Origin of the sequence: Lentzea alba (assembly GCF_011067745.1) — a bacterium.
In the GTDB taxonomy this organism is placed as follows: domain Bacteria; phylum Actinomycetota; class Actinomycetes; order Mycobacteriales; family Pseudonocardiaceae; genus Lentzea; species Lentzea alba.
Genome location: NZ_JAAMPJ010000023.1, coordinates 12,507 through 32,223 on the forward strand (window position 1 = coordinate 12,507; position 19,717 = coordinate 32,223).

Genomic DNA, 19,717 nt, shown 5'->3' on the forward strand with positions numbered 1-19,717 from the left:
TCGTGGCACGGTGGAGGAATACCTACAGCGCATCGGTGCCGCTCGCTCGTCGTCGTTGGCGGAGCTGCAGGAACGGCATCTGCTGAGCGTCCCGTTCGAGAACCTCGACACCCACATGGACACCAGGATCGTGCTGGAGATCCCGTGGCTGTACGACAAGATCGTGGTGCGGCGGCGCGGAGGGTTCTGCTACGAGCTCAACGGGTTGTTCGCGGAGTTGTTGCGGGACTTGGGGTATCGCGTCGAGATTCTGGCCGCGCGGGTGTTCGGAGCGAACGGCTTGGGTCCGCCGTTCGACCACATGACGCTGCTGGTCGACGACGCGTGGCTGGTCGACGTCGGGTTCGGCTCGTTCACCCTGCGTCCGTTGTCGTGGACGACGCGCGAGGACCAGCAGGACCCGTTCGGGGTGTTCCGGCTGGTGGATCACGGTGACGACGTGGACGTGCTGATGAACGGTTCCGCCGTGTACCGGATCGAACGGCGGCCGCGTGGGCTCGCGGAGTTCGTGCCGACGTGCTGGTGGCACCAGTCCGCGCCGGAGTCGCATTTCCGCAAGGGGCCGATGGCGTCGCTCGCGCTGCCCGACGGGCGGATCACCGTGGCCGGCGACAAGGTCGTGGTGAGCGAAGGCGGCCGCAAGACCTCAACCGACGTCGAGGATCCCGCGGCCGCTTTCCTGGAGCACTTCGCCATCAAATTCGAACACAGTCACTTCCGGCAGAGCAGCGCGTCCGGGGTCCTGCGCCAGTTGTAGGCGACGCCGGCGATGTGCTCGTCCTGCGCGCACTGGCCCTTGTAGTGCCCGTTTGCCCAGTCACCGCCCTGGTCCGGCCGGTTGTCGCCGCGGTCGAACCACAGGACCCGTGTACTGGTTCCGGTGGCGACCGGCGCGCAGATCAGGGTGAAGTTCGCGTAGCCGACGGCCGCGTTTCCGGACGGGCACTGGAGTTTGGTGTAGCCGGCCGCCCAGTCGTGGGTCACGTGTTGCTCGTTGGTGACCCTGGTGGTGCCGCTCCACTGTGGACCGCTGACGCACAGACCGCGGTTGCCCGTGTGGCTGATGCCGACGAGCTTTTCGTTCTGTGGGCACGATTCCTTGAGGAGCATGTTCCACCGGGTTTCGCGCGGGATCTGACCGGCGCGGCTCGGAGCGTTGACGAGCCGGTTCCACGCGCCGGCGCGCCAGTCGTCGCCGTCGTTGACGCTGATGCGGTTTCCGTTGGCGTCCCAGCGCAACAACGCCCAGCTGTTCCCGGTGCGGTTGGTGTGGAAGCCGACCAGCGGCCAGTACGCGAAGTCGGTGTCCTTGGCGATCAGCTGGTCGACGAAGCGCTCGAACCAGGCTCGTGCCTTCTGGTTCGACTCGTCGATGCCGCCGACGCCGAACTCGCTGATCCACAGTGGTGCGGTGAAGTGCTTCTGCGCCTCGGTGATGTAGAACGCCTGGCGCTGCAGGACGTCGGCGTGCTCCTGCGGTGACAGGTCCTGGTAGCGCGGGTCGCTCGTCTCACCGACTCCGGTGGCACCGCTGTGGTTCGGCCCGGTGTAGCCGTAGAAGTGGGCGGAGTAGACCAGCTTGTCGGTGTTGGCGAGCGTGTGGCTCAGGAAGCGGACCGGCTCCAGCGTCGGCCGGCCGTGCGCGAAGCCGTCGACAGGGATGCCCGTCCAGTTGATGCCCTCGACGATGACGAGCAGGTCCGGCGCCGTCTGCTGGATGCGGTCCGCGGCCTGCTGCGAGGCCTTGTGCCAGTCGTGGTCGTTGCCCCAACCCCAGTTCGGGTCGTCCCAGACGTTGCGACGCACCTCGTTGTAGAGGTCGGCGCCCACGACGCGTTTGTTGGCTTTGTACCGGTCGGCCATGAACGCCCAGTCACTGACCCACTGGTCCGTGCTCTGACTTGTGTTCCACCGTTCGTTGCCGTCGACGCCGCAACACCACCTGGACGTCGTGGTGTGGTTGTTGAGGATGACGGCGAGGTTGTTGCGCGTCAGTTCGGCCACTACCGCGTCGTAGATGTCCAGTGGCCGCTTGCCGTTGAGCTGCGCGTCTTTCAGGCCGTTGACCGGGTTCGTGTCTTTGATCATCTGGTTGGAGAACGGCAACCGGACGCTGTTGACGCCGATCTCCTTGAAGCTGTTGATGATCGTGGCCGTGGTGGCGCGGTCGAGGCCCAGCGGGACCTGGTCGGCCTTCTCGCCGGCGTGGTGGTTGGCGGGGTCGTTGATGTCGCCGGAACCGTTCCAGGTGCCGCTCGCACCGTGCCAGTTGCCGGACTTGAGCTTGAAGCGGTCGCCGTGGGCGTCGACGATCCACCGTCCGCGCGTGCTCAACGGACCGGTCCAGGACGCCGGTTCCGCCTGCGCGGGAGCAACGAGACTCGCGGCCAGGAGTAGGGTGGCCAAGACGTGAGTCATCTTCACATATGTGAAGTTATCGGCATGCCGAGGCGTTGCGCCAGCCCCTGGGCGTTGCCCGTCGCCGCACCCTTCATGGTGTTGTCGAAGTAGACGTAGGTGTCGCGGTCCCAGTCGCGGATCTTCTGTGCCCACTCGTCGAGTTGTCGATCGCTGTAGGAACTGATGTACAGCTCGTCGTGGCCGTGCAGGCGGACGTACGCGAAGTCGGCGGTGACGGCCTCGATGCACGGGAACGTCGGTGCGTCCGACACGACGTGGGCGACGTTGTGCGCGCGTAGCAGGTCGAAGTAGGCGTCAGCGCGGAACGACTCGTGTCGCGGTTCGAGGGCGTGCCGACCGGGCGGGAGTGCCGCCAGGAAGTCCTTCAGGGTGGCGGGGTCGAACCGCAGGCTCGGTGGGAGCTGCCAGATGATCGGGCCCTGCTTCGAGCCCAGGGCGAGCGTGTCGAGGAAGGTCTTGAGCGGATCCTCGACGTGCCGCAAGCGTTTGACGTGCGTGATCAGCTTCGGGCCCTTGACGGCGAAGATGAAGTCCGGCGGGGTCTCGGCTGCCCACTTGCGGTAGTACGTCGACGGCTGGAGGCGGTAGAACGAACTGTTGATCTCGATTGTCGAGACGTGCGTGGCGAGGTGGCTGAGCCAGCGCCGTTGCGGGACGTTGCGGTAGAAGCCGTCGCGCCACTCCGGGTAGCGCCAGCCGGACGTGCCGATCCTGATCACGTCGTCCGGATAGCCACGGGAGCCTGTAGCTACTCTGTAGCACTTCTTCACTGTTTGAGCTACAGTGGTGGCATGCAGCAGCTCAAAGCCATTGGGCAGCGTGAGCTCCGCAACGACAACGCGGAGATCATGCGCCGTGTCGAGGCGGGCGAGGGCTTCGTCGTCACCCGCAACAACAAGCCGGTCGCGCAGCTCTTGCCGTACCGGGAAGAGGTCGTGTCGCGGCCGCCGCTCGGCGACATCCAGGTGCTGTTCGGCACCCTGCCGCCGGTCGACGCGGAGCGCTGGGACGCGGACCGGAAGGCGGCCGACGAGGTCTTCGGCGCGGACGACCCGCTGGAAGACCCGTGGCAGACCTGAGTCGCTGCCTGCTCGACACCTGTGTGCTGATCAGGCTCGAGCGGGCGGACCTGGGCGCGTACATGAACGCCCAGCCGTTCCTCAGCGCGGTCACGATCGCGGAGCTGGCGTTCGGGATCGACATCGACGACCCGGTCGAGCGAGCCGCCCGCACGGAGCGCTACTACGCGGCGATGCAGACGTTCGAGGTGCTGCCGTTCGGCCTGGAAGAGGCCAAGGTCTACGGGCAGATGGCCTCGCTGGTGCGGCGTGCCGGTCGCAGTCCGCGGCCGCGCCGGATGGACCTGCAGATCGCTGCCACGGCGTCGGTCGCCGGCATGCCGGTGCTGACGATGAACGTCCGGGATTTCAAGGACCTCGACCGGCTCGTCGAGGTCGTGCCGATCCGTCAGGTCTGAGCGCGAATCCTCCTCGCGGAGCACTGCCGACCCCTAGGGTGCTCGACATGATCTCCGGGGGATTCACCTGCAAGAGCTGCGGCCAGGAACACGACGGCATCCCGTTCGGCTACACGATGGCCGCGCCGGTGTACTGGAATCCGGACCTCGCCGCGAGGCCCGGCAACATGCTCGCCGAAGAGCAGTGCGTGATCGACAACGAGCACTTCTTCGTGCGCGGACGCATCGTGCTGCCGGTGCGCGACGCCGACGACGACTTCGAGTGGGGTGTGTGGGTGTCTCTCTCGAAGGCGAACTTCGTTCGCATGGCCGAGGTCTTCGAGGGCCCGGCCCGCGTGCAGGAGCCGCCGTACTTCGGCTGGTTGTCGGTGATCTTGCCCGGCTACAAGCCCACGACGCTCGACCTCAAGACCAACCTGCACACGCAGGAGCTCGGCGTCCGGCCGTTGGTCGAGTTGGAGCCCACTGACCATCCGCTCGCGGTCGAGCAACGCGAGGGGATCACGGTCGCACGCGTCCAGGAGTTCGCGGAGATCGCGTTGCACCAGTGAGCAACTGATATATCGCACACCGCCGACCCTGCTGACCTGCCCCTTAGCAATGAGACTTTGGACTTCGTCCGCAAAAGACTCATTGCAAGGGGCGGTATGTGGGGCAGTACGTGAGGTGGTGCGACTGATATATCGGTTGGTGTCAGGCTCGCGCGGGTGTGTCGGCGAGGAACGCCTGGACCTGTTGCAGGTGGTCCATGCCGATGCCCTTGCGCGGATCGACTGGCACCAGCAGAGTGCCGGGCCGGGACGCTGCCCACTCCGGGTCGCGCGGCTGGAACTCGTCGTCCAACCACGCGATCGGCCGCGTGCCGGCCCACTCGGTGATCGCGGGGATCTTGCCGTGGTGGCCGTTCAGGTGGTCGGAGCCGCGTCCGCCGAAGTCGATCCACTCCAGCTCGGGCAGGCCGAGGCGTGGCCCGATGAACTCGTTCGCCTCGTGTTCCCACGTCGTCGCCCACACCAGGTCGGCGTTGGTCGCGGCGGCCAGCGAGAGCAGCCACGGGCCGTGTGACGGGTCCAGCCACACACGCAGAGGCCGGGAGAATCCGAAGGGGCGGATCCGGTGCGTGGTGTAACCGGCCGGGCGCCGTGTCGGCTTCGCGAGGTACGGGTTCAGCGGACCGTCGACGTCGAGCAGGATCGCGGGACGGGACAACATGACCTGATCGAAACATCCGAGTGGCTAATGATCCCGTGATTTTTCCCGATACGGGACACATGACTCTCACGGAGATCGCGGCCTGGGGCACGGCAGACCAGGTGCGGGCCGCGCTCGAACGTCAGCTCGAAGGCGCGCTGGTAGAGGTCCCCGAAGACGACGACTCACCGCGCCGGGCGTTCAGCGAGGCGTTGCGCAGGTCGTTGATGCTGCGCCAGAAGCACCCGTTCGATATCGTCGCGATCGGACTGCCGGACCTGCTGCGTTACCGGGACCTGGTGGCCGGGTCCGAGGTGACGTTGCGCGCCACGAACATCGAGGCCTACTTCGTCCGCAAGGACGGCAGCGCGGAGCAGTACCAGCCCGAAACCGAGGACTGACTCACCAGACGACCGGCAGCGCGGTCACGCCACGCACCAGGTAGCCGCGGTTCCAGCCGAGCTCCTGCTCCGGCACGGCGAGGCGCAACCCCGGCATGCGGATCAGCAGGCGTTCCTGCGCGACCTGGAGTTCCAGCCTCGCCAGCTGTGCGCCGAGGCAGTAGTGTGCCCCGTGACCGAACGCCAGGTGCGGGTTGGGATCACGGGCGAAGTCCAGTTCGTCGGCGTTCGCGAACACGCGGGGATCGCGGTTCGTCACCGGCACCTCCACGAGCACCGGTTCGCCCCGCGTGATGACGACGTCTCCCACCGGCACGTCCTCGGTGGCGAAGCGCGCGAACACGGCGGTCGTCGGCAGCGGGATGTAGCGGAGCATCTCCTCCACCGCGCCGGGCAGCCGAGAGAGGTCAGCGTGCAGGTCCGAACGCAGTGACGGCCGCGTCAGCAGCAGGTACACCATGTTGGGCAGCTGGGTTTTCACGGTTTCCAGGCCGCCGACCAGGATGCTGAACGTGACCATGACGAGCTCGTCGATCGTGAGTTCGCCGGCGTTCAGGTAGCGCACCAGCGCGCCGAACAGGTCGTCCGTCGGCGCCGGAGCACGCCGTGAAGCCAGGTCCGCGAGATAGCCGCAGATCGCGGCGTAGTGTTCCGCCGCGACGTCGGTGGGAACCGCGCCGGTGCTGAGGAAGCTGTCCGCCCACACGCCGAACCTCTCGTGGTCCTCCCGCGGCACGCCGAGCAGGGTCGTGATCATCAGCATGGGGAACGGGCGGGCCAGGCCTTCCACCAGATCGGCCGGTGGAGTCAGGTCGTCCAGCAGCGCGTCCACGACCTCGACGGCGCGTGGGCGCAGTGCCTGCACGCGGCGCACGGTGAAGACGTTCGTCACGAGCTTGCGCAGCCGGGTGTGTTGCGGCGCGTCGAGGGCCAGGATGCCGGGCGCGTTGTTGTGCTCGGCCATGCGCGGCTCGTCGAGCGGGTCCGCGGTGGTGCGCACGAACCGGGGATCGCTCAGCACCGCTCGTGCTTCCTGGTGCCCTGTGATGAGCCAGGTTTCCTTGCCGTACGGCATTTTCACGCGCAGCAAAGGTGGTGCGTCGGTCAGGCCGGGGTCGATGTCCAGCCGATCGGGCTCGGCGAAGGGATAACTTCTGGCCATGCACCGAGAGTAGGACGACGATCACGGTCGGTGTACGTCTGAGCAGACGAAAAAGCCCGGCTCCCGTCGAGGTGGGAGCCGGGCTTCGGCGTTCGAACGTCAGGCAGGCACGGACGCCACGCCAGGCGCCAGGAACCGCTTGCCCGTGACCTTCTCCGAGATGCCGGTGCGGTCCAGGTACGGCGTGATGCCGCCCAGCCAGAACGGCCACCCGGCGCCCAGGAGCATGCACAGGTCGATGTCCTGCGCCTCCGCGACCACGCCCTCGTCGAGCATGATCCGGATCTCCTCGGCCAACGCCTCCAGCGCCCGCGTCTTGACCTCTTCACCCGTCAGCGGCGAGGAGCCGAACTCCCACAGCGCCTGGACCTCGGGGTCGACGGTCTGGTTGCCGGACGCGTCCCACTGCCAGACGGCGCCCTTGCCCGCGGCGACGAACTTCTTCATGTTCTCCGACACCGAGAAACGGTCGGGGAACGCGCCGTGCATCGTCTCCGACACGTGCAGCGCGACGGCGGAACCGACCAGCTGCAGCAGGATCATCGGCGACATCGGCAGGCCGAGCGGCTCGGTGGCCTTGTCGGCGACCTCGAAGGAGGTGCCCTCGTCGACCGACTTGATGACCTCGCCCATGAAGCGGGTCAGCAGGCGGTTCACGACGAACGCGGGCGCGTCCTTCACCAGCACCGACGACTTCTTCAGCTGCTTGCCCACCGCGAACGCCGTCGCCAGGGTGGCGTCGTCGGTCTGCTCGGCGCGCACGATCTCCAGCAGCGGCATGACCGCGACCGGGTTGAAGAAGTGGAAGCCCACGACCCGCTCGGGATGCTTGAGCTTCGACGCCATGTCCGTGATGGACAGCGACGAGGTGTTCGTGGCGAGGATGGCCTCGGCGGAGACGTGCTCCTCGACCTCGGCGAACACCTGCTGCTTCACACCGAGGTCCTCGAACACGGCCTCGATCACGAAGTCGGCGTCGGCGAACGCGGCCTTGTCGAGCGAGCCGGACACCAGCGCCTTCAGGCGGTTCGCCTCGTCCGGCGAGATCCGCTTCTTGCCCGCCAGCTTGTCGATCTCGCTGTGGACGTAGCCGACGCCCTTGTCCACGCGCGCCTGGTCGATGTCGGTCAGCACGACCGGCACGTGCAGGCGGCGGATGAACAGCAGCGCCATCTGCGAGGCCATCAGACCGGCGCCGACGACGCCGACCTTGGTGACCTTGCGGGCCAGCGACTTGTCCGGCGCGCCGGCCGGGCGCTTCGCGCGCTTCTGCACCAGGTTGAACGAGTACAGGCCCGCGCGGAGCTCGTCGCTCATCACGAGGTCCGCGAGGCCCTCGGTCTCGGCGGCGTAGCCCTTGTCGAGGTCGTTCTCCCGCGCCAGCTCCAGCAACGCCAGAGCCTTCTGCGCACCCGGCGCCGCGCCCTTGGTCTTGCCGTCCACAATGGCCTTGGCGCGCGCGACGGCGGCGTCCCACGCCTCGCCGCGGTCGATCTCCTTGCGCGGCACCGTGATCTCGCCACGCACGACGCCGGACAGCCACAGCAGCGACTGCTCCAGGTAGTCGGCGGAGTCGAACAGCACGTCCGCGATGCCCAGCGCCAGAGCTTCCTTCGGCTTGAGCATCTTGTTCTGGTTCAACGCGTTCTCGAAGATCACCGTGACGGCGTCGTTGGCGCCGATCAGGTTCGGCAGCAGCTGCGTGCCACCCCAGCCCGGGAACAGGCCCAGGAACACCTCGGGCAACGCGATCGCGGCCGCGTTCGACGCCAGCGTGCGGTAGTGGCACGACAGCGCGAGCTCGAGGCCACCGCCCATGACCGCGCCGTTGACGAAGGCGAAGGTCGGGATGTCCGAGTCGGTGAACTTCTTGAAGACGTCGTGGCCGAGCTTGCCGATCGTGACGCCCTGCGAGCGGTCCGTCGCCTGCTCGACCGCGGACAGGTCCGCGCCGACGGCGAAGATGAACGGCTTGCCGGTCACCGCGATCGCCGCGGGGCCAGCCGCGTACGCCTCGTCGAACGCCGCACCCAGCGAGACGAGCGACTGCGGGCCGAACGTCGACGGACGGGTGTGGTCCAGGCCGTTGTCGATCGTGATGAACGCGACCGGCTTGTCGAGCCCGGGCACGCTGATCAGGCGCGTCTTGGCAACGGTGACGACCTCGTCGGGGAAGATCGCCTTTGCTTCCTCAGCGGTGATGGTCACTTGCCACTCCAGTTCGGGTTCTCCCAGATGACGGTCCCGCCCATGCCGATGCCGATGCACATGGTGGTGAGGCCGTAGCGCACGTCCGGACGCTCGGCGAACTGACGCGACAGCTGCGTCATCAAACGCACGCCGGAAGAAGCCAGCGGGTGGCCAGTGGCGATCGCGCCGCCCCACTGGTTCACGCGCGGGTCGTCGTCGGCGATGCCGAAGTGGTCGAGGAACGCGAGCACCTGGATGGCGAACGCCTCGTTGACCTCGAACAGGCCGATGTCCTCAATGGACAGACCGGCGCGCTCCAAAGCCTTCTCGGTGGCCGGTACCGGGCCGATGCCCATGACCTCGGGCTCGACGCCCAGGAACGAGTAGCCGACCATCCGCATGCCGACGGGCAGACCGAGCTCGCGCGCGGTCTCCTCCTCGGCGAGGATGCAGCCGGTCGCGCCGTCGTTCAGACCGGCCGCGTTGCCCGCGGTGATCCGGCCGTGCGGGCGGAACGGCGTCTTGAGCTTGGCCAGGTCCTCGACCGTGGTGCCCGGACGCGGCGGCTCGTCGGCGGTGGCGAGGCCCCAGCCGTGCTCTGCGGAACGGGTCGCGACCGGCACGAGCTCCGGGCCGATCTTGCCGTTCTTGATCGCGTCGGCGTACTTCGCCTGCGACGCGGCCGCGTAGGCGTCCGTGCGGTCCTTGGTGATGTGCGGGAACCGGTCGTGCAGGTTCTCCGCGGTCTGGCCCATGACGAGCGCGCTGGTGTCGACGATCTTGTCCGACAGGAAGCGCGGGTTCGGGTCGACGCCCTCGCCCATCGGGTGGCGGCCCATGTGCTCGACGCCGCCGGCGATGGCGACGTCGTACGCGCCGAACGCGATGCCGCTCGCGGCGGTGGTCACGGCGGTCATCGCGCCCGCGCACATGCGGTCGATCGAGTAACCGGGGACCGACTTCGGCAGGCCCGCGAGCAGTGCCGCCGTGCGACCGAGCGTGAGGCCCTGGTCGCCGATCTGCGTGGTCGCCGCGATGGCGACCTCGTCGACGCGCTCCGGCGGCAGCTCGGGATGCCTGCGCAGCAGCTCACGGATGACCTTCACGATGAGGTCGTCGGCACGGGTCTCGGCGAAAATGCCCTTGGGACCGGCCTTGCCGAACGGCGTACGGACACCGTCGACGAAGACCACGTTCCGAACGCGTGCCGGCGCTGCTGGTGCGGCCACGGCGTCTCCTCCACTTGTGGTGACAACTCTGTCCACTCCGGCAGGGGGTGCGCGACATCCCTACCGGTCGGTAACGCCAACTCTAACCCTAGTTACTGGTGAGTAACCACAGCGGCACCCCTGTTCGTTGCGTCACACACCTTGCGCACGATCAGGAACAGCGGCAACCCGACGGGAGCCAGCAGGATCGTGATCACCAGAACGGGTGCCATCACCAGCGGGTGGACGTTCAGCCGACGCCCCTCCAGGTACATCCAGCGGCCGACGAAGAGATCCCACGCGATCATGTGCGCCCACACCAGCGCCGCGCCCGTGTCCGTGCTCATGAACTCGGCCAGCGCGCCCAGTTCGGGCCTGGTGACCAGCGGCAACAGCTCCGGTAGCACCGGAATCATCAAGGCGATGTAGATCGCTACCGGCGGCAGCACGATCAGGTACGACTCGGCGATCTTCTTCGTCCACGACCACTTCGGCGCGAAGATCATGAGTGCCCAGAACGGTGCGATCAGCAGGAACGTCAGGTTGAACAGGGTGGCGGTCATGCGGGCACGAGCTCCTTCTCGATGGTCGTCGTCCGGGACTGCCGTGCCCACACCACGCCCAGCGCGGTCGCGACGGCGATGGCGGCGGCGACGGTCAGGGTGAGCGCGTCGGGCTTGATGAGCGGCTGGCCGCGCAGCGCCTGCCAGATCACGAGCAGGGTCGCGCCGAGGTAGCCGCCGCTGATGACCCACGCGAGGCGCGCGTTCGCTCGCCGGCCGGCGAGCGCGATCAGCAGAGGCAGGATCTGCAACGCGTGCATGCCGACGAAGTGCCCGATGCGCAGGTCGCCGTGGACGGTGCTCCACCCGGTGAGCGGCATGTACGAGCCGCCGTCGGGCCCGCCGATGGAGTGCGAGCCGAGCACTCCCTTCTCGGGGGACTGGCCGGCGCGCGGCTGCGTCATCACGAACCCGACGGCCATGCCGACGAGCGCGATCACCAGGCTGAACCGGATCGTCCAGGCCTTGGCGGGGTTGTCGAACCTCTTGCGGAACAACATCACCGCGATGACCAGGTTCGCGGCCCAGAGGATCACCACCATGATGCCCATCGCGCTGAACAGGGCCGTGTCCAGCGGCGTCTCGAAGTTGAAGTGGCTGCGCTTCCCCCTGACGACCTGTCCGACGATGACCGCCATCTCACCGAGGCCGACCAGTGCGGACACGGTCCCGAGCCACCACGCGATCCGGTGGGCCCGGCCTTCCAGCATGCTGATGAACCACGCGAGCGACGCGCTGTAGAGCACGAACGACACCGCGAACTTGAAAGGCTTGAACCAGATCGGCGAGTCGACCAGCAGCCGGTCGTCCAACAGCATGCCGAACGCGGCGATCGGCGTGAGGACGACCATGGACAACGTGAAGAGCATTAACGGCCGGTGCCACTGGTACGCGGTCTTCAACATCTGAGCCCCCTGGGATGAATGGATAGCGGTGCTCTCCGCTATCGGAAAGGTACACTATCCATATGCGTGTTGGCGAGCTTTCGAAGAAGAGCGGCGTCCCCGTGGCGACGATCAAGTACTACCTGCGCGAGGGACTGCTGCCTGCCGGCGTGCTGACCAGCCCGAACCAAGCTCATTACGACGACGAGCACCTCCGTCGCCTGCGGCTGGTGCGCGCGCTGATGGACGTCGGCGGCCTGTCCATCGCGGCCGTTCGCGAGGTCCTCGCCGCCGTCGACACCCGCGAGGGCTCGCTGCACAAGAAGCTCGGTGCCGTGCAGGAGGCCATCAGTCAGCCGGCTGCGGTGGAGCTCGACCCGCTCGCGGTCGAGGACGTGCAGGCGTTCTTCGCGCGGCAGGGCGAGGCCGAGTGCGTCGACGTCACCGAGAGCAACGTGACCCACATGCTCGCTTCCGCGCTGTCCTCGGCGCGCTCGGTCGGCCACGACCACTTCCGCGAGCTCCTCGACCCCTACCTGGAGGGGTTGAAGATCATCGCGCGGGCCGACGTCGAGTACATCGCCCGGTTCGGGTCACGCGACGACATCATCGAGGCGATGGTCGTCGGCACGCTCGTCGGCGACACCGTCCTCAAGGCGGTCCGGCGGCTCGCGCACGCCCAGGTGTCGCGCGAGGTGATCGGCGACGTCCCCGAAAGCTGATATCCAATATATTGGCGGGGTCTAGTGTGAATGTCGGTAGGTTGCGGACGTGCTCGAGACCACCCCGGACTTGCCGGAGATCGCCTCTGCCCTGTTGCCCGGAGTGCGGCTGGACGACGCCTTCGTCGCCGCCGACGGCAACATCCACCACGTGCTGCTGATCCCCGGCGTCGCCGCCGTCCGGGTCAGCAAGCGACCGCTGGGTGCCGCGTCGATGCCGCGGCGTGTGGAGGTGCTGCGCCAACTGGCTTCCGCCGGCCTGCCGTTCCAGGTGCCGGAGCCGCTCACGCCCGTGACCACGTTCGGTGATCGGGCCGCCGTCGCCGTGTCGTGGGTCGACGGCGCCGGCCTGCCCGAGGGAGCCGGCGATCCGGCGCAGGTGGCCGAGGTGTTGGAGGCCGTGCGCTCGGTGCCGCTCGACGATTCGCTGCTCGCGGTCCTGGACGACCGGGCACAGGGTCCGTCGTGGTCGGCGGTCGTCGCCGAGGAGATCATTCCGCGCCTGCCCGCTCGCTGGCAGTCCGAGGGACGGCGGCGCCTGGACGCCGTGCTGGCCCTGGAGCCCGTGCCCGACGCCCTGGTGCACGGCGATCTCAGCGGTGCCAACGTGCACTGGTCGGCGGACGGGAAGCTGCTCGGCATCCTCGACTGGGACATGGCCATGCCCGGCGACCCCGCCATCGACGCCGCCCAGATGGCCTGGCACGGCTGGGACAACGTCCGCCGCGCCGTCCCCGCCGCCACCTATCACCGCGCCCGCACCTGGGACGCCCTGTTCGGCATCGGCCACCTGGTCGCCACCATGAACGGCCGCCCCATGACCAGCCCCGACGGCTTCATCTCCGCGATCGTCCCCTGGCTGGAGGCCAACGCCGGGTGAGCCGCCCCATGGCAATGACTCTTTTGACTTCGTCCGCAAAAGACTTGTTGCAAAGGTGCGGGCTGAGGTCGAGCAGGGCGCCGGTCGAGCCGGCCGTCGGTGATCATCGCTGCCACGTCGGCGGGGGTGGTGCCGGTGAGCGCCGTGGCCAGCGTGAGGCTGACCACGGCGAGGGGGAGATTTCGTTTCAACGGAGGCTTCTCCTCGGGGACGGACTGCTCCTCGGAGGGCATATGTCCGGCAGCAAGCCTCGACATTTCGCTCGGGCAACTGTCAAAGCTGCCGCTGCCAGCGGACCTCGCCGTCGTGCAGTTCGTCGGTGGCGGTCAGTCCGGCGGAGGCGGCGACAGCGGCGGACGCGTGGTGCTCGGGGTGGATGTGCGCCACGACCGTGTGCACCGGCTGGGTGCCGAGCCAGCTGACCAGACCTCGTGCGGCTTCGCCCGCGATGCCGCGACCCTGCCACGGCGTGCCGACGACCCATGAGATCTCGGCGACCTCGTCGGCGATCGTCGCCTGGACGGTTCCGACGAGGCGGTTCTCGCCGCGGAGGTGGATCACCCAGTTCAGCCAGTGCTGGGCCGGGTCGGGGGAACCCGCGGTCAAGCGCTCGTAGCGGGCTCGGAGGGCTTGCGGCTCGAGCGGGGCGCCGCCGATGAAGGCGTGCAGCGCCGGGTCGGACAGGACCTCGGCCATCTCCGCGGCGTGCTCGGGTCGCAGCGGGAGCAGGTCCAGTCTGTTCGTGCTGATCATGTCGCGCTGCCTTTGCAACGAGTCTTTTGTGGACGATGTCAAAAGTGTTGTTGCTAAAGACCAGGTCAGGAAGGGGTTAGAGGCGATATATCAGTTGTGGGGGTGCAGAAAGGGTGCGCGTCGGGCGCGAGTTGAGGTTCGCCAATCTGTGTGGCCATGTCAGCGCAGTGCAGTGCCAGCGACTTGGCGGCGTGCATCGCGGCGAGAGTTGCCTCGGGCGTGTCGCCGCGTTCGAGGCTCGTGACGGCCGCAGAGCTGATCGCGCCCATCAACGCGCCGACGATGGCGGAGGCTGTGACCTCGTCAAGGGGGTAGGCGTCGCGCAGCGCTGTGCTGATGCGTGCCTGTGCGGTGAAGGTCGTGTGCAGCACACGGGCTTGAACAGCCGGTGAGGTCACCACGAGTCGTGCGCGGAGTGCGGCCAGTCCGGTCGGGAGGTCTCCCTCGGCGGTGTTGGTGATCATCTGGTCTGTCGCGTCGGCCAGGGCGTCCCGCAGTGACGTGCCGGGGGTGCGTTCGGTGATGGCGCGTACGGCCAGGACGACGCGGTCGTCGCCGTCGGCCAGCAGCACGTCCTCTTTGGTGGGGAAGTGCAGGAAGAACGTGCGTTTGCTGACGTCGGCGGCCTCGGTGATGTCGGCGATGCTCGTCTCGTCGTAGCCCTGTTCGGTGAAGAGCCGCACCGCCGCGGCCACCAGTGCGCGGCGGGTGACCTGCTTTTTGCGTTCGCGGCGTCCGGGATCGTCTGGCACAGGCGCTAGTCTAGTGCACTCCGTTAATTAATGCACTCGGTATAGTGTTGCATTAGGTGTACTGACAAGGGGGAGTGATGATCGGGCGGACTGTGCTGGTGACCGGTGCGGGGCGGGGAATCGGACGGGCAGAGGCGCTGCACCTCGCCGAGGCCGGGGCGAACGTGGTGGTGAACGACCCCGGCGTCGACATCGACGGGCGCGGTGGTGACGTCCGCGTCGCCGCGGCTGTCGCCGACGAGATCCGTGCCCGAGGAGGCAGGGCGGTGGCCGACACCGGCAGCGTCGCCGACTGGGACGACGCGCGGCGCATGGTCGAGCGGGCCGTCGACGAGTTCGGCGATCTGCACGCCGTGGTCAACAACGCCGCCACGGAGGTCAACAAGGGCCTGGACCGGCTCAGCGAGAGGGAGTTCGACGACGTCGTCGCCGTCAAGCTCAAGGGCACGTTCGCGGTCAGCCACTGGGCCGCCGTGCACTGGCGGGCGCGAGTGGAGGCCGGCGTGCGCGCAGACCGGGCGATCGTGAACACCGCGTCCGGTTCCGGCCTGCTCAACCCGTTGCCGACGCAGTCCAACTACGCGGCGGCGAACGCGGCCGTCGCCGCCATGACCATCGTCCACGCGTTGGAACTGCGGCGGTGGGGCGTCCGGGTCAACTGCGTCAGCCCGTCGATGGTGCGCACCCGGCTGACGGCGGGGGTGCCGGGATCGGACATGACCGCCCCCGACGTCGTCGCGCCGCTCGTCACCTACCTGGTGGGCGACGGCTGTCCGCTGACCGGCCAGGTGCTGTCGGTGCGCGGCGGGTCGATCGCGGTGAACCGGGGCTGGTCGCTCGGGCCGCGGGTCGACAGCGGCGGAAAGCCGTGGACCGTCGACGCGGTGGCGGCTGCACTTGCGACCGTCGAGGTGGAGGACCCGTTCGACGCGTTGACCGCGTCGCTCGGCGGAGCGCTCGGGCTGAGCAGCCGGGAAGAGGTCGAGAAGCTCGTGAACGCCCAGCTCGGCTGATATGCGATGTATTAGCCGAGCTAGGGCGTCCGTGCCGATATATTGGATATCAGTTTGCGGGCGGCGCTGCGGTCGCCGCCAGGGCCTTCGTCAGAGCCTCGAGTGTGAGGTCGATCTGCCACGACCGTGCTCCGCCCTCGCGCAGCACGGCGGCCACGGACTCAGGGGAGAGGTCGGCCGGTGGCTGCCAGCAGGTACGGCGCACGAGGTCGGGCAGCAGCAGGTTCTCCACCGGGAGGGTGTTGGCCTCGGCGATGGTCGTCAGTGCCGCCCGAGCCGCTGTCAGGCGGGCCGCGGCGTCCGGGTCCTTGTCCGCCCAGCGGTTGGGCGGGGGCGGGCCGTCGTGCTGGCCCGCGGGCTCCGGGAGCTCCGACTTGGTGAGGTTCGCTGCCTTGCGCAGGGCGTTCATCCAGACGCCGGACATGCGGCGCTGGGCTCGGCCGCGGAAGACCGGCAGCGAGAGCAGTTCGGTTTCCGAGGCCGGGTTGCGGGCGGCTGCCTCCATCAGGGCGGAGTCCGGGAGGACTCGGCCGGGGGCGATGTCGCGTTCGCGGGCCACTGCGTCGCGAGCTTCCCACAGGGAGCGGACCAGGGCCAGTTGCCGCTGGTTGCGCACGCGGTGAATACCTGAGGTGCGCCGCCAGGGGTCGGTGCGGGGGCGCGGCAACGGCGCCGTCCGCACCGCCTCGAACTCCTCGAGCGCCCAGGCGAGTTTGCCCTGGCGCTCCAGCTCGGCTTCGAGAACGTCGCGCAGCTGCACGAGCAGCTCCACGTCGAGAGCGGCGTACGTCAGCCAATCGGCAGGAAGGGGCCGGCGCGACCAGTCGGCCGCGCCGTGCCCCTTCTCGAGCCTGTAACCGAGTAGCCGTTCCACCAGCGTGCCCAGTGCGACACGTTCGAACCCAGCCAGCCTGCCCGCCAGCTCGGTGTCGAACAGCACGCCGGGTCGCAGCCCGAGTTCGGCGAGGCACGGCAGGTCCTGAGACGCCGCGTGCAACACCCACTCAGTGCCGTCCAACGCCTGCACCAGTGGGTCGAGCCGTCCGCCCAGGGCGATCGGGTCGACCAACCATGTGCCGGCGCCTTCCCGGCGCAGTTGCACCAGATAGGCACGCTGTGAGTAGCGGTAGCCCGAGGCTCGCTCGGTGTCCACCGCGACCGGGCCCTTCGCCCCGGCGAGCGCGTCAGCGGCTCGCCGGAGCGCAGCAGGATCGGCGACCACGGGCGGGACCCCATCAGCAGGTTCCGTCAGCGGTACCGGATCTGGTCCGGTTGGTGCGGTTGGCTCGTCGGCGGGTACATCCACAGCGGATGACCCTACGACGATCGCACCACTCACAGGTGTTCTCGGCCGGTTCAGTGCTTCAAACCGGTATCTAACGGATCACGCCGGCACGCATGGCCAGCGCGACCATCTGAGCGCGATCCCCGGTGCCCAGCTTCCGGCCGATCCGCGACAGGTGAGACTTCACCGTCAACGCGGACAGGCTCAGAGCCTCGCCGATTTCCTTGTTGCTCTGGCCATCGGCGACCAGCTGGAGCACCTCGACCTCACGCGCGGAGAGTTCCCGCGGCGTGTTGTCGGTGCCCGGCACCCGAGTACCCGCTGCGAGTACTGGTGCCACGCTCGGATCTGCGTAAACGCCGCCATCGAGAACCCGGCGCACCCCGTCGGTGACCACCATCGGAGAGGCGGACTTCAGGAGGTACGCCTGGGCGCCCGCCTGGAAGGCCGACCTGACCGCGTAGGGGTCGTCGGAGGATGCGAGGACCACGATGCGGGGCCAGCCCTGGGCACGGAGTTCCGTGACCAGGTCGATGCCGGTGCCATCCGGCAGGCCCAGATCGAGGATCGCGAGGTCGCACGGTCCGGTTGCAAGTGCCCGCGCCCGAGCCTCTGCCACCGATGCGGCCTCATGCACTGTCCCGGCTCCCATTTGGGTGAGCCGAGCTGATATCGCCTCCCTCAGCAGTGGGTGGTCGTCGACCACCAGCACTGAAAAAAGCTCTTCCCGCGGGTGCGGGACCATGTTCGCCGGCAACGAGCCGGCTGGCGTGGTACGAACGGCCTGACCTAAGCCGACGGCAGCCACGTCACTACCTCCCTGGAGTCGGTCGTGCCCCCCGACCGGCACCGGAGACTTTCGTCCAATCAGCCGCGCCACTGATCGACCGAAAGTGGTGTCGTCTGGGGCAGCGTAGCCGCCCATGCGGGTCTACGGGACGATCAATCGGGTATCTATCCCTATTGAGTTGTGACAGATGGCCTCATGTGTCACACGATTGGATGACGACTGGATAGGGGGTGTAACGCGGGCCCCTCTCAGAACGACATCTAGGAGTTGGTTGTGTCGAGCAGTTCTGGTCATGAGCGAGCCCGGGCGTTGCTGCAGCATGTGCCCCTCGTCGACGGCCACAACGACCTTCCGTGGGCGCTGCGCGAGTTCGGCGAGGGAACCGGCGAGGACGTCTACACGACGGCCGCCAAGATCGATCTCACGGAACGTCATCCCAGCCTGCACACCGACATCGTGAAAATGCGCGAGGGCGGCTTGGGGATGCAGTTCTGGTCCGTCTGGATTCCCGGCAGGCTCGCGGGTGATGGAGCCGTCACCGCCGTGCTGGAGCAGGTCGAACTGGTCTACGAGCTGGCGGAGCGGTACTCCGAACACCTGGGCATCGCGACCACCGCCGCCGAGGCTGAAAAAGTTTTCGCCTCCGGGCGTGTCGCGTCCCTCCTCGGCGCCGAGGGCGGACATTCCATCAACTCTTCACTCGGAGTTCTGCGGGCCCTGCGCCGGCTGGGTGTCCGCTACATGACGCTCACCCACAACGACAACACCCCGTGGGCCGACAGCGCCACTGACCAGCCCGAACACGGCGGGCTCACCGAGTTCGGCCGCGACGTCGTGCGCGAGATGAACCGGATCGGCATGCTCGTCGACCTGAGCCACGTCGCGCCCAGCACGATGCACGCGGCGCTCGACACGAGCGTCAAGCCCGTCATCTTCAGCCACTCGTCGTGCCGCCACGTCGCGGACCACCCGCGCAACATCCCGGACGACGTGTTGGTCAAACTGAGGACCAACGGCGGTGTGGCCATGATCACATTCGTGCCGAGCTTCGTGTCGCCCCGGTTCGCTGAATGGGACGCAGCCCTTCGTGACGCCATGACGGCCGCGGGGGAGAAGCACTCCGACCTCGAAGCCCGCAAGGTGTTCGCGGAGAAGTGGATCGTCGACCACCCGGCGCCGGTCGCGACGCTCGACGACGTCGTCCAGCACGTCGAGCACGCGCGTGAGGTCGTCGGCATCGACCACATCGGGCTCGGCGGCGACTACGACGGAGTGAAGGAGCTCCCGCAGGGGCTCGAGGACGTCTCGACCTACCCGAACCTCATCGGCGCGCTGCTCGACCGGGGCTGGTCCGAGGACGACTGCGCGAAGCTCGCCGGCGCGAACGTCCTGCGCGTCCTCAAAGACGCCGACTGACGTCCGTCAGGGCTGGCGCTGCCCGAACATGGTGACGCCGACCGGCGGCAGCCCCACGGCTGTCGCCATCAGCTCGTAGAACGCGGTGCCGTGCTCGGCGAGTTCTCCGTCGAGCGCGGTCCACGACGCCCGCAGCTCCAGGTCGTCCGTGCGCGCGGGCCCCGCGATGTCGCCGAACCGCGCGGAGGACGTCTGCGTCACGGTCCCGCCCAGCGCGGTGAACCCGGCCCCGGACTGCTCCAGCGCCTCGGTCAGCCACGACCACCCGACCTCGGGCAGCAGTGGATCCGACGCGAGCTCGTGGTCCAGTTCGACGCGCACGTACGCCACGACGCGCAGGACACCGCCCCACGCCTCGTCGCCGTCAGGGTCGTGCAGCAGCACGAGTCTCCCGGTCGACAGCTCGTCCGACGGGCCGGTGACCTCAGCCGTCAGCGCGTACGCCCACGGAGCGAGCCGCTGCGGTGGGCGAACTTCGGTGAGTTCGATCTCGGGCCTGTGGCGAACCGACTTGAGCGTCCCCACCGCCCGGCGGAAGATTTCCGGCTCGGTCACACAACTGACTGTATGCCTCGCAATCCGGCCGGGTGATGGCGGCACGCCGAGACG

General features: G+C 68.1%; 22 protein-coding genes. 9 read left to right on the forward strand and 13 right to left on the reverse strand.

What is annotated here, in order from left to right:
- Positions 1 to 10: 10 nt before the first annotated feature.
- The gene (locus G7043_RS46945; RefSeq protein ID WP_166056201.1) at positions 11 to 757 is read left to right on the forward strand and encodes an arylamine N-acetyltransferase family protein; all 747 of its coding nucleotides are present in this window, start codon (positions 11 to 13) and stop codon (positions 755 to 757) included.
- Here the strand turns inward: G7043_RS46945 and G7043_RS46950 are convergent.
- Complete coding sequence (locus tag G7043_RS46950; RefSeq protein WP_313888441.1) at positions 712 to 2,406, reverse strand: glycoside hydrolase family 5 protein; 1,695 nt, start codon at positions 2,404 to 2,406, stop codon at positions 712 to 714. The genes G7043_RS46945 and G7043_RS46950 overlap by 46 nt on opposite strands.
- A 14-nt stretch (positions 2,407 to 2,420) precedes the next feature.
- The gene (locus G7043_RS46955; RefSeq protein ID WP_390829856.1) at positions 2,421 to 3,140 is read right to left on the reverse strand and encodes a DUF72 domain-containing protein; all 720 of its coding nucleotides are present in this window, start codon (positions 3,138 to 3,140) and stop codon (positions 2,421 to 2,423) included.
- A 72-nt stretch (positions 3,141 to 3,212) separates the two neighbouring features.
- Between G7043_RS46955 and G7043_RS46960 the strand changes: the two genes are divergently transcribed.
- The 3 genes from G7043_RS46960 to G7043_RS46970 are packed head-to-tail and all read left to right on the forward strand — an operon-like array spanning position 3,213 to position 4,449.
- Entirely contained in the window at positions 3,213 to 3,500 is a 288-nt protein-coding gene (locus tag G7043_RS46960) for a type II toxin-antitoxin system Phd/YefM family antitoxin (protein ID WP_166056203.1), read from the forward strand.
- A complete protein-coding gene (locus tag G7043_RS46965) occupies positions 3,488 to 3,898 on the forward strand; it encodes a type II toxin-antitoxin system VapC family toxin (protein ID WP_166056205.1) in 411 nt (136 codons plus the stop codon). Before G7043_RS46960 ends, G7043_RS46965 begins: the two co-directional genes overlap by 13 nt.
- 47 nt (positions 3,899 to 3,945) lie before the next feature.
- Positions 3,946 to 4,449 (forward strand): DUF2199 domain-containing protein, encoded by a 504-nt coding sequence (locus tag G7043_RS46970; RefSeq protein WP_166056207.1) that lies wholly within the window; start codon positions 3,946 to 3,948, stop codon positions 4,447 to 4,449.
- Between the two features lie 142 nt (positions 4,450 to 4,591).
- On the opposite strand, the gene G7043_RS46975 is transcribed toward G7043_RS46970, so the two are convergent.
- Complete coding sequence (locus tag G7043_RS46975; RefSeq protein ID WP_166056209.1) at positions 4,592 to 5,110, reverse strand: HAD domain-containing protein; 519 nt, start codon at positions 5,108 to 5,110, stop codon at positions 4,592 to 4,594.
- A 59-nt stretch (positions 5,111 to 5,169) separates the two neighbouring features.
- Here G7043_RS46975 and G7043_RS46980 point away from each other — a divergent pair, with 59 nt between their 5' ends.
- Positions 5,170 to 5,490 (forward strand): hypothetical protein, encoded by a 321-nt coding sequence (locus G7043_RS46980; protein ID WP_166056211.1) that lies wholly within the window; start codon positions 5,170 to 5,172, stop codon positions 5,488 to 5,490.
- Between the two features lies 1 nt (position 5,491).
- Here the strand turns inward: G7043_RS46980 and G7043_RS46985 are convergent, their stop codons facing one another.
- The 5 genes from G7043_RS46985 to G7043_RS47005 form a co-directional block, all read right to left on the reverse strand.
- Complete coding sequence (locus tag G7043_RS46985; RefSeq protein WP_166056213.1) at positions 5,492 to 6,652, reverse strand: cytochrome P450; 1,161 nt, start codon at positions 6,650 to 6,652, stop codon at positions 5,492 to 5,494.
- 99 nt (positions 6,653 to 6,751) lie between these two features.
- A complete protein-coding gene (locus G7043_RS46990) occupies positions 6,752 to 8,860 on the reverse strand; it encodes a 3-hydroxyacyl-CoA dehydrogenase NAD-binding domain-containing protein (RefSeq protein ID WP_166056215.1) in 2,109 nt (702 codons plus the stop codon).
- Complete coding sequence (locus G7043_RS46995) at positions 8,857 to 10,071, reverse strand: thiolase family protein (protein WP_166056217.1); 1,215 nt, start codon at positions 10,069 to 10,071, stop codon at positions 8,857 to 8,859. Before G7043_RS46995 ends, G7043_RS46990 begins: the two co-directional genes overlap by 4 nt.
- Before the next feature lie 92 nt (positions 10,072 to 10,163).
- Positions 10,164 to 10,613 (reverse strand): ABA4-like family protein, encoded by a 450-nt coding sequence (locus tag G7043_RS47000; protein ID WP_166056219.1) that lies wholly within the window; start codon positions 10,611 to 10,613, stop codon positions 10,164 to 10,166.
- The gene (locus G7043_RS47005) at positions 10,610 to 11,518 is read right to left on the reverse strand and encodes a hypothetical protein (protein WP_207312670.1); all 909 of its coding nucleotides are present in this window, start codon (positions 11,516 to 11,518) and stop codon (positions 10,610 to 10,612) included. Before G7043_RS47005 ends, G7043_RS47000 begins: the two co-directional genes overlap by 4 nt.
- 62 nt (positions 11,519 to 11,580) lie before the next feature.
- Here G7043_RS47005 and G7043_RS47010 point away from each other — a divergent pair, with 62 nt between their 5' ends.
- Both G7043_RS47010 and G7043_RS47015 read left to right on the forward strand, forming a co-directional pair.
- The gene (locus G7043_RS47010) at positions 11,581 to 12,219 is read left to right on the forward strand and encodes a MerR family transcriptional regulator (RefSeq protein ID WP_166056222.1); all 639 of its coding nucleotides are present in this window, start codon (positions 11,581 to 11,583) and stop codon (positions 12,217 to 12,219) included.
- 49 nt (positions 12,220 to 12,268) lie between these two features.
- Positions 12,269 to 13,099, forward strand: coding sequence for a phosphotransferase family protein (locus tag G7043_RS47015; RefSeq protein WP_166056224.1), 831 nt, complete (start codon positions 12,269 to 12,271; stop codon positions 13,097 to 13,099).
- Positions 13,100 to 13,372: 273 nt separating this feature from the next.
- Here G7043_RS47015 and G7043_RS47020 read toward each other — a convergent pair whose 3' ends face one another.
- Positions 13,373 to 13,852 (reverse strand): GNAT family N-acetyltransferase, encoded by a 480-nt coding sequence (locus G7043_RS47020; RefSeq protein ID WP_166056226.1) that lies wholly within the window; start codon positions 13,850 to 13,852, stop codon positions 13,373 to 13,375.
- A gap of 65 nt (positions 13,853 to 13,917) precedes the next feature.
- Positions 13,918 to 14,604, reverse strand: coding sequence for a TetR/AcrR family transcriptional regulator (locus G7043_RS47025; protein ID WP_166056228.1), 687 nt, complete (start codon positions 14,602 to 14,604; stop codon positions 13,918 to 13,920).
- A 77-nt stretch (positions 14,605 to 14,681) separates the two neighbouring features.
- Here G7043_RS47025 and G7043_RS47030 point away from each other — a divergent pair, with 77 nt between their 5' ends.
- A complete protein-coding gene (locus G7043_RS47030; RefSeq protein WP_166056230.1) occupies positions 14,682 to 15,617 on the forward strand; it encodes an SDR family NAD(P)-dependent oxidoreductase in 936 nt (311 codons plus the stop codon).
- A gap of 49 nt (positions 15,618 to 15,666) precedes the next feature.
- Here the strand turns inward: G7043_RS47030 and G7043_RS47035 are convergent, their stop codons facing one another.
- Together G7043_RS47035 and G7043_RS47040 are read right to left on the reverse strand one after the other, a co-directional pair.
- A complete protein-coding gene (locus G7043_RS47035) occupies positions 15,667 to 16,923 on the reverse strand; it encodes a ribonuclease D (RefSeq protein ID WP_166056233.1) in 1,257 nt (418 codons plus the stop codon).
- A gap of 70 nt (positions 16,924 to 16,993) precedes the next feature.
- Positions 16,994 to 17,710 carry a response regulator gene (locus tag G7043_RS47040; RefSeq protein WP_015099292.1) on the reverse strand — a complete coding sequence of 239 codons (717 nt, stop codon included), beginning with the start codon at positions 17,708 to 17,710 and terminating at the stop codon, positions 16,994 to 16,996.
- 255 nt (positions 17,711 to 17,965) lie between these two features.
- Here G7043_RS47040 and G7043_RS47045 point away from each other — a divergent pair, with 255 nt between their 5' ends.
- Positions 17,966 to 19,108 (forward strand): dipeptidase, encoded by a 1,143-nt coding sequence (locus tag G7043_RS47045; protein ID WP_166056235.1) that lies wholly within the window; start codon positions 17,966 to 17,968, stop codon positions 19,106 to 19,108.
- A gap of 6 nt (positions 19,109 to 19,114) precedes the next feature.
- Here the strand turns inward: G7043_RS47045 and G7043_RS47050 are convergent, their stop codons facing one another.
- Positions 19,115 to 19,663 (reverse strand): DUF3000 domain-containing protein, encoded by a 549-nt coding sequence (locus G7043_RS47050; RefSeq protein WP_245847888.1) that lies wholly within the window; start codon positions 19,661 to 19,663, stop codon positions 19,115 to 19,117.
- Positions 19,664 to 19,717: the final 54 nt, after the last annotated feature.

Coding starts and splice junctions, on each gene's coding strand:
- G7043_RS47010 (WP_166056222.1), top strand. CDS start 11,581: ATGCGTGTTGGCGAGCTTTCGAAGAAGAGCGGCGTCCCCGTGGCGACG.
- G7043_RS47005 (WP_207312670.1), bottom strand. CDS start 11,518: ATGTTGAAGACCGCGTACCAGTGGCACCGGCCGTTAATGCTCTTCACG.
- G7043_RS46985 (WP_166056213.1), bottom strand. CDS start 6,652: ATGGCCAGAAGTTATCCCTTCGCCGAGCCCGATCGGCTGGACATCGAC.
- G7043_RS46960 (WP_166056203.1), top strand. CDS start 3,213: ATGCAGCAGCTCAAAGCCATTGGGCAGCGTGAGCTCCGCAACGACAAC.
- G7043_RS46980 (WP_166056211.1), top strand. CDS start 5,170: ATGACTCTCACGGAGATCGCGGCCTGGGGCACGGCAGACCAGGTGCGG.
- G7043_RS47030 (WP_166056230.1), top strand. CDS start 14,682: ATGATCGGGCGGACTGTGCTGGTGACCGGTGCGGGGCGGGGAATCGGA.
- G7043_RS47000 (WP_166056219.1), bottom strand. CDS start 10,613: ATGACCGCCACCCTGTTCAACCTGACGTTCCTGCTGATCGCACCGTTC.
- G7043_RS46970 (WP_166056207.1), top strand. CDS start 3,946: ATGATCTCCGGGGGATTCACCTGCAAGAGCTGCGGCCAGGAACACGAC.
- G7043_RS47020 (WP_166056226.1), bottom strand. CDS start 13,852: ATGATCAGCACGAACAGACTGGACCTGCTCCCGCTGCGACCCGAGCAC.
- G7043_RS46975 (WP_166056209.1), bottom strand. CDS start 5,110: ATGTTGTCCCGTCCCGCGATCCTGCTCGACGTCGACGGTCCGCTGAAC.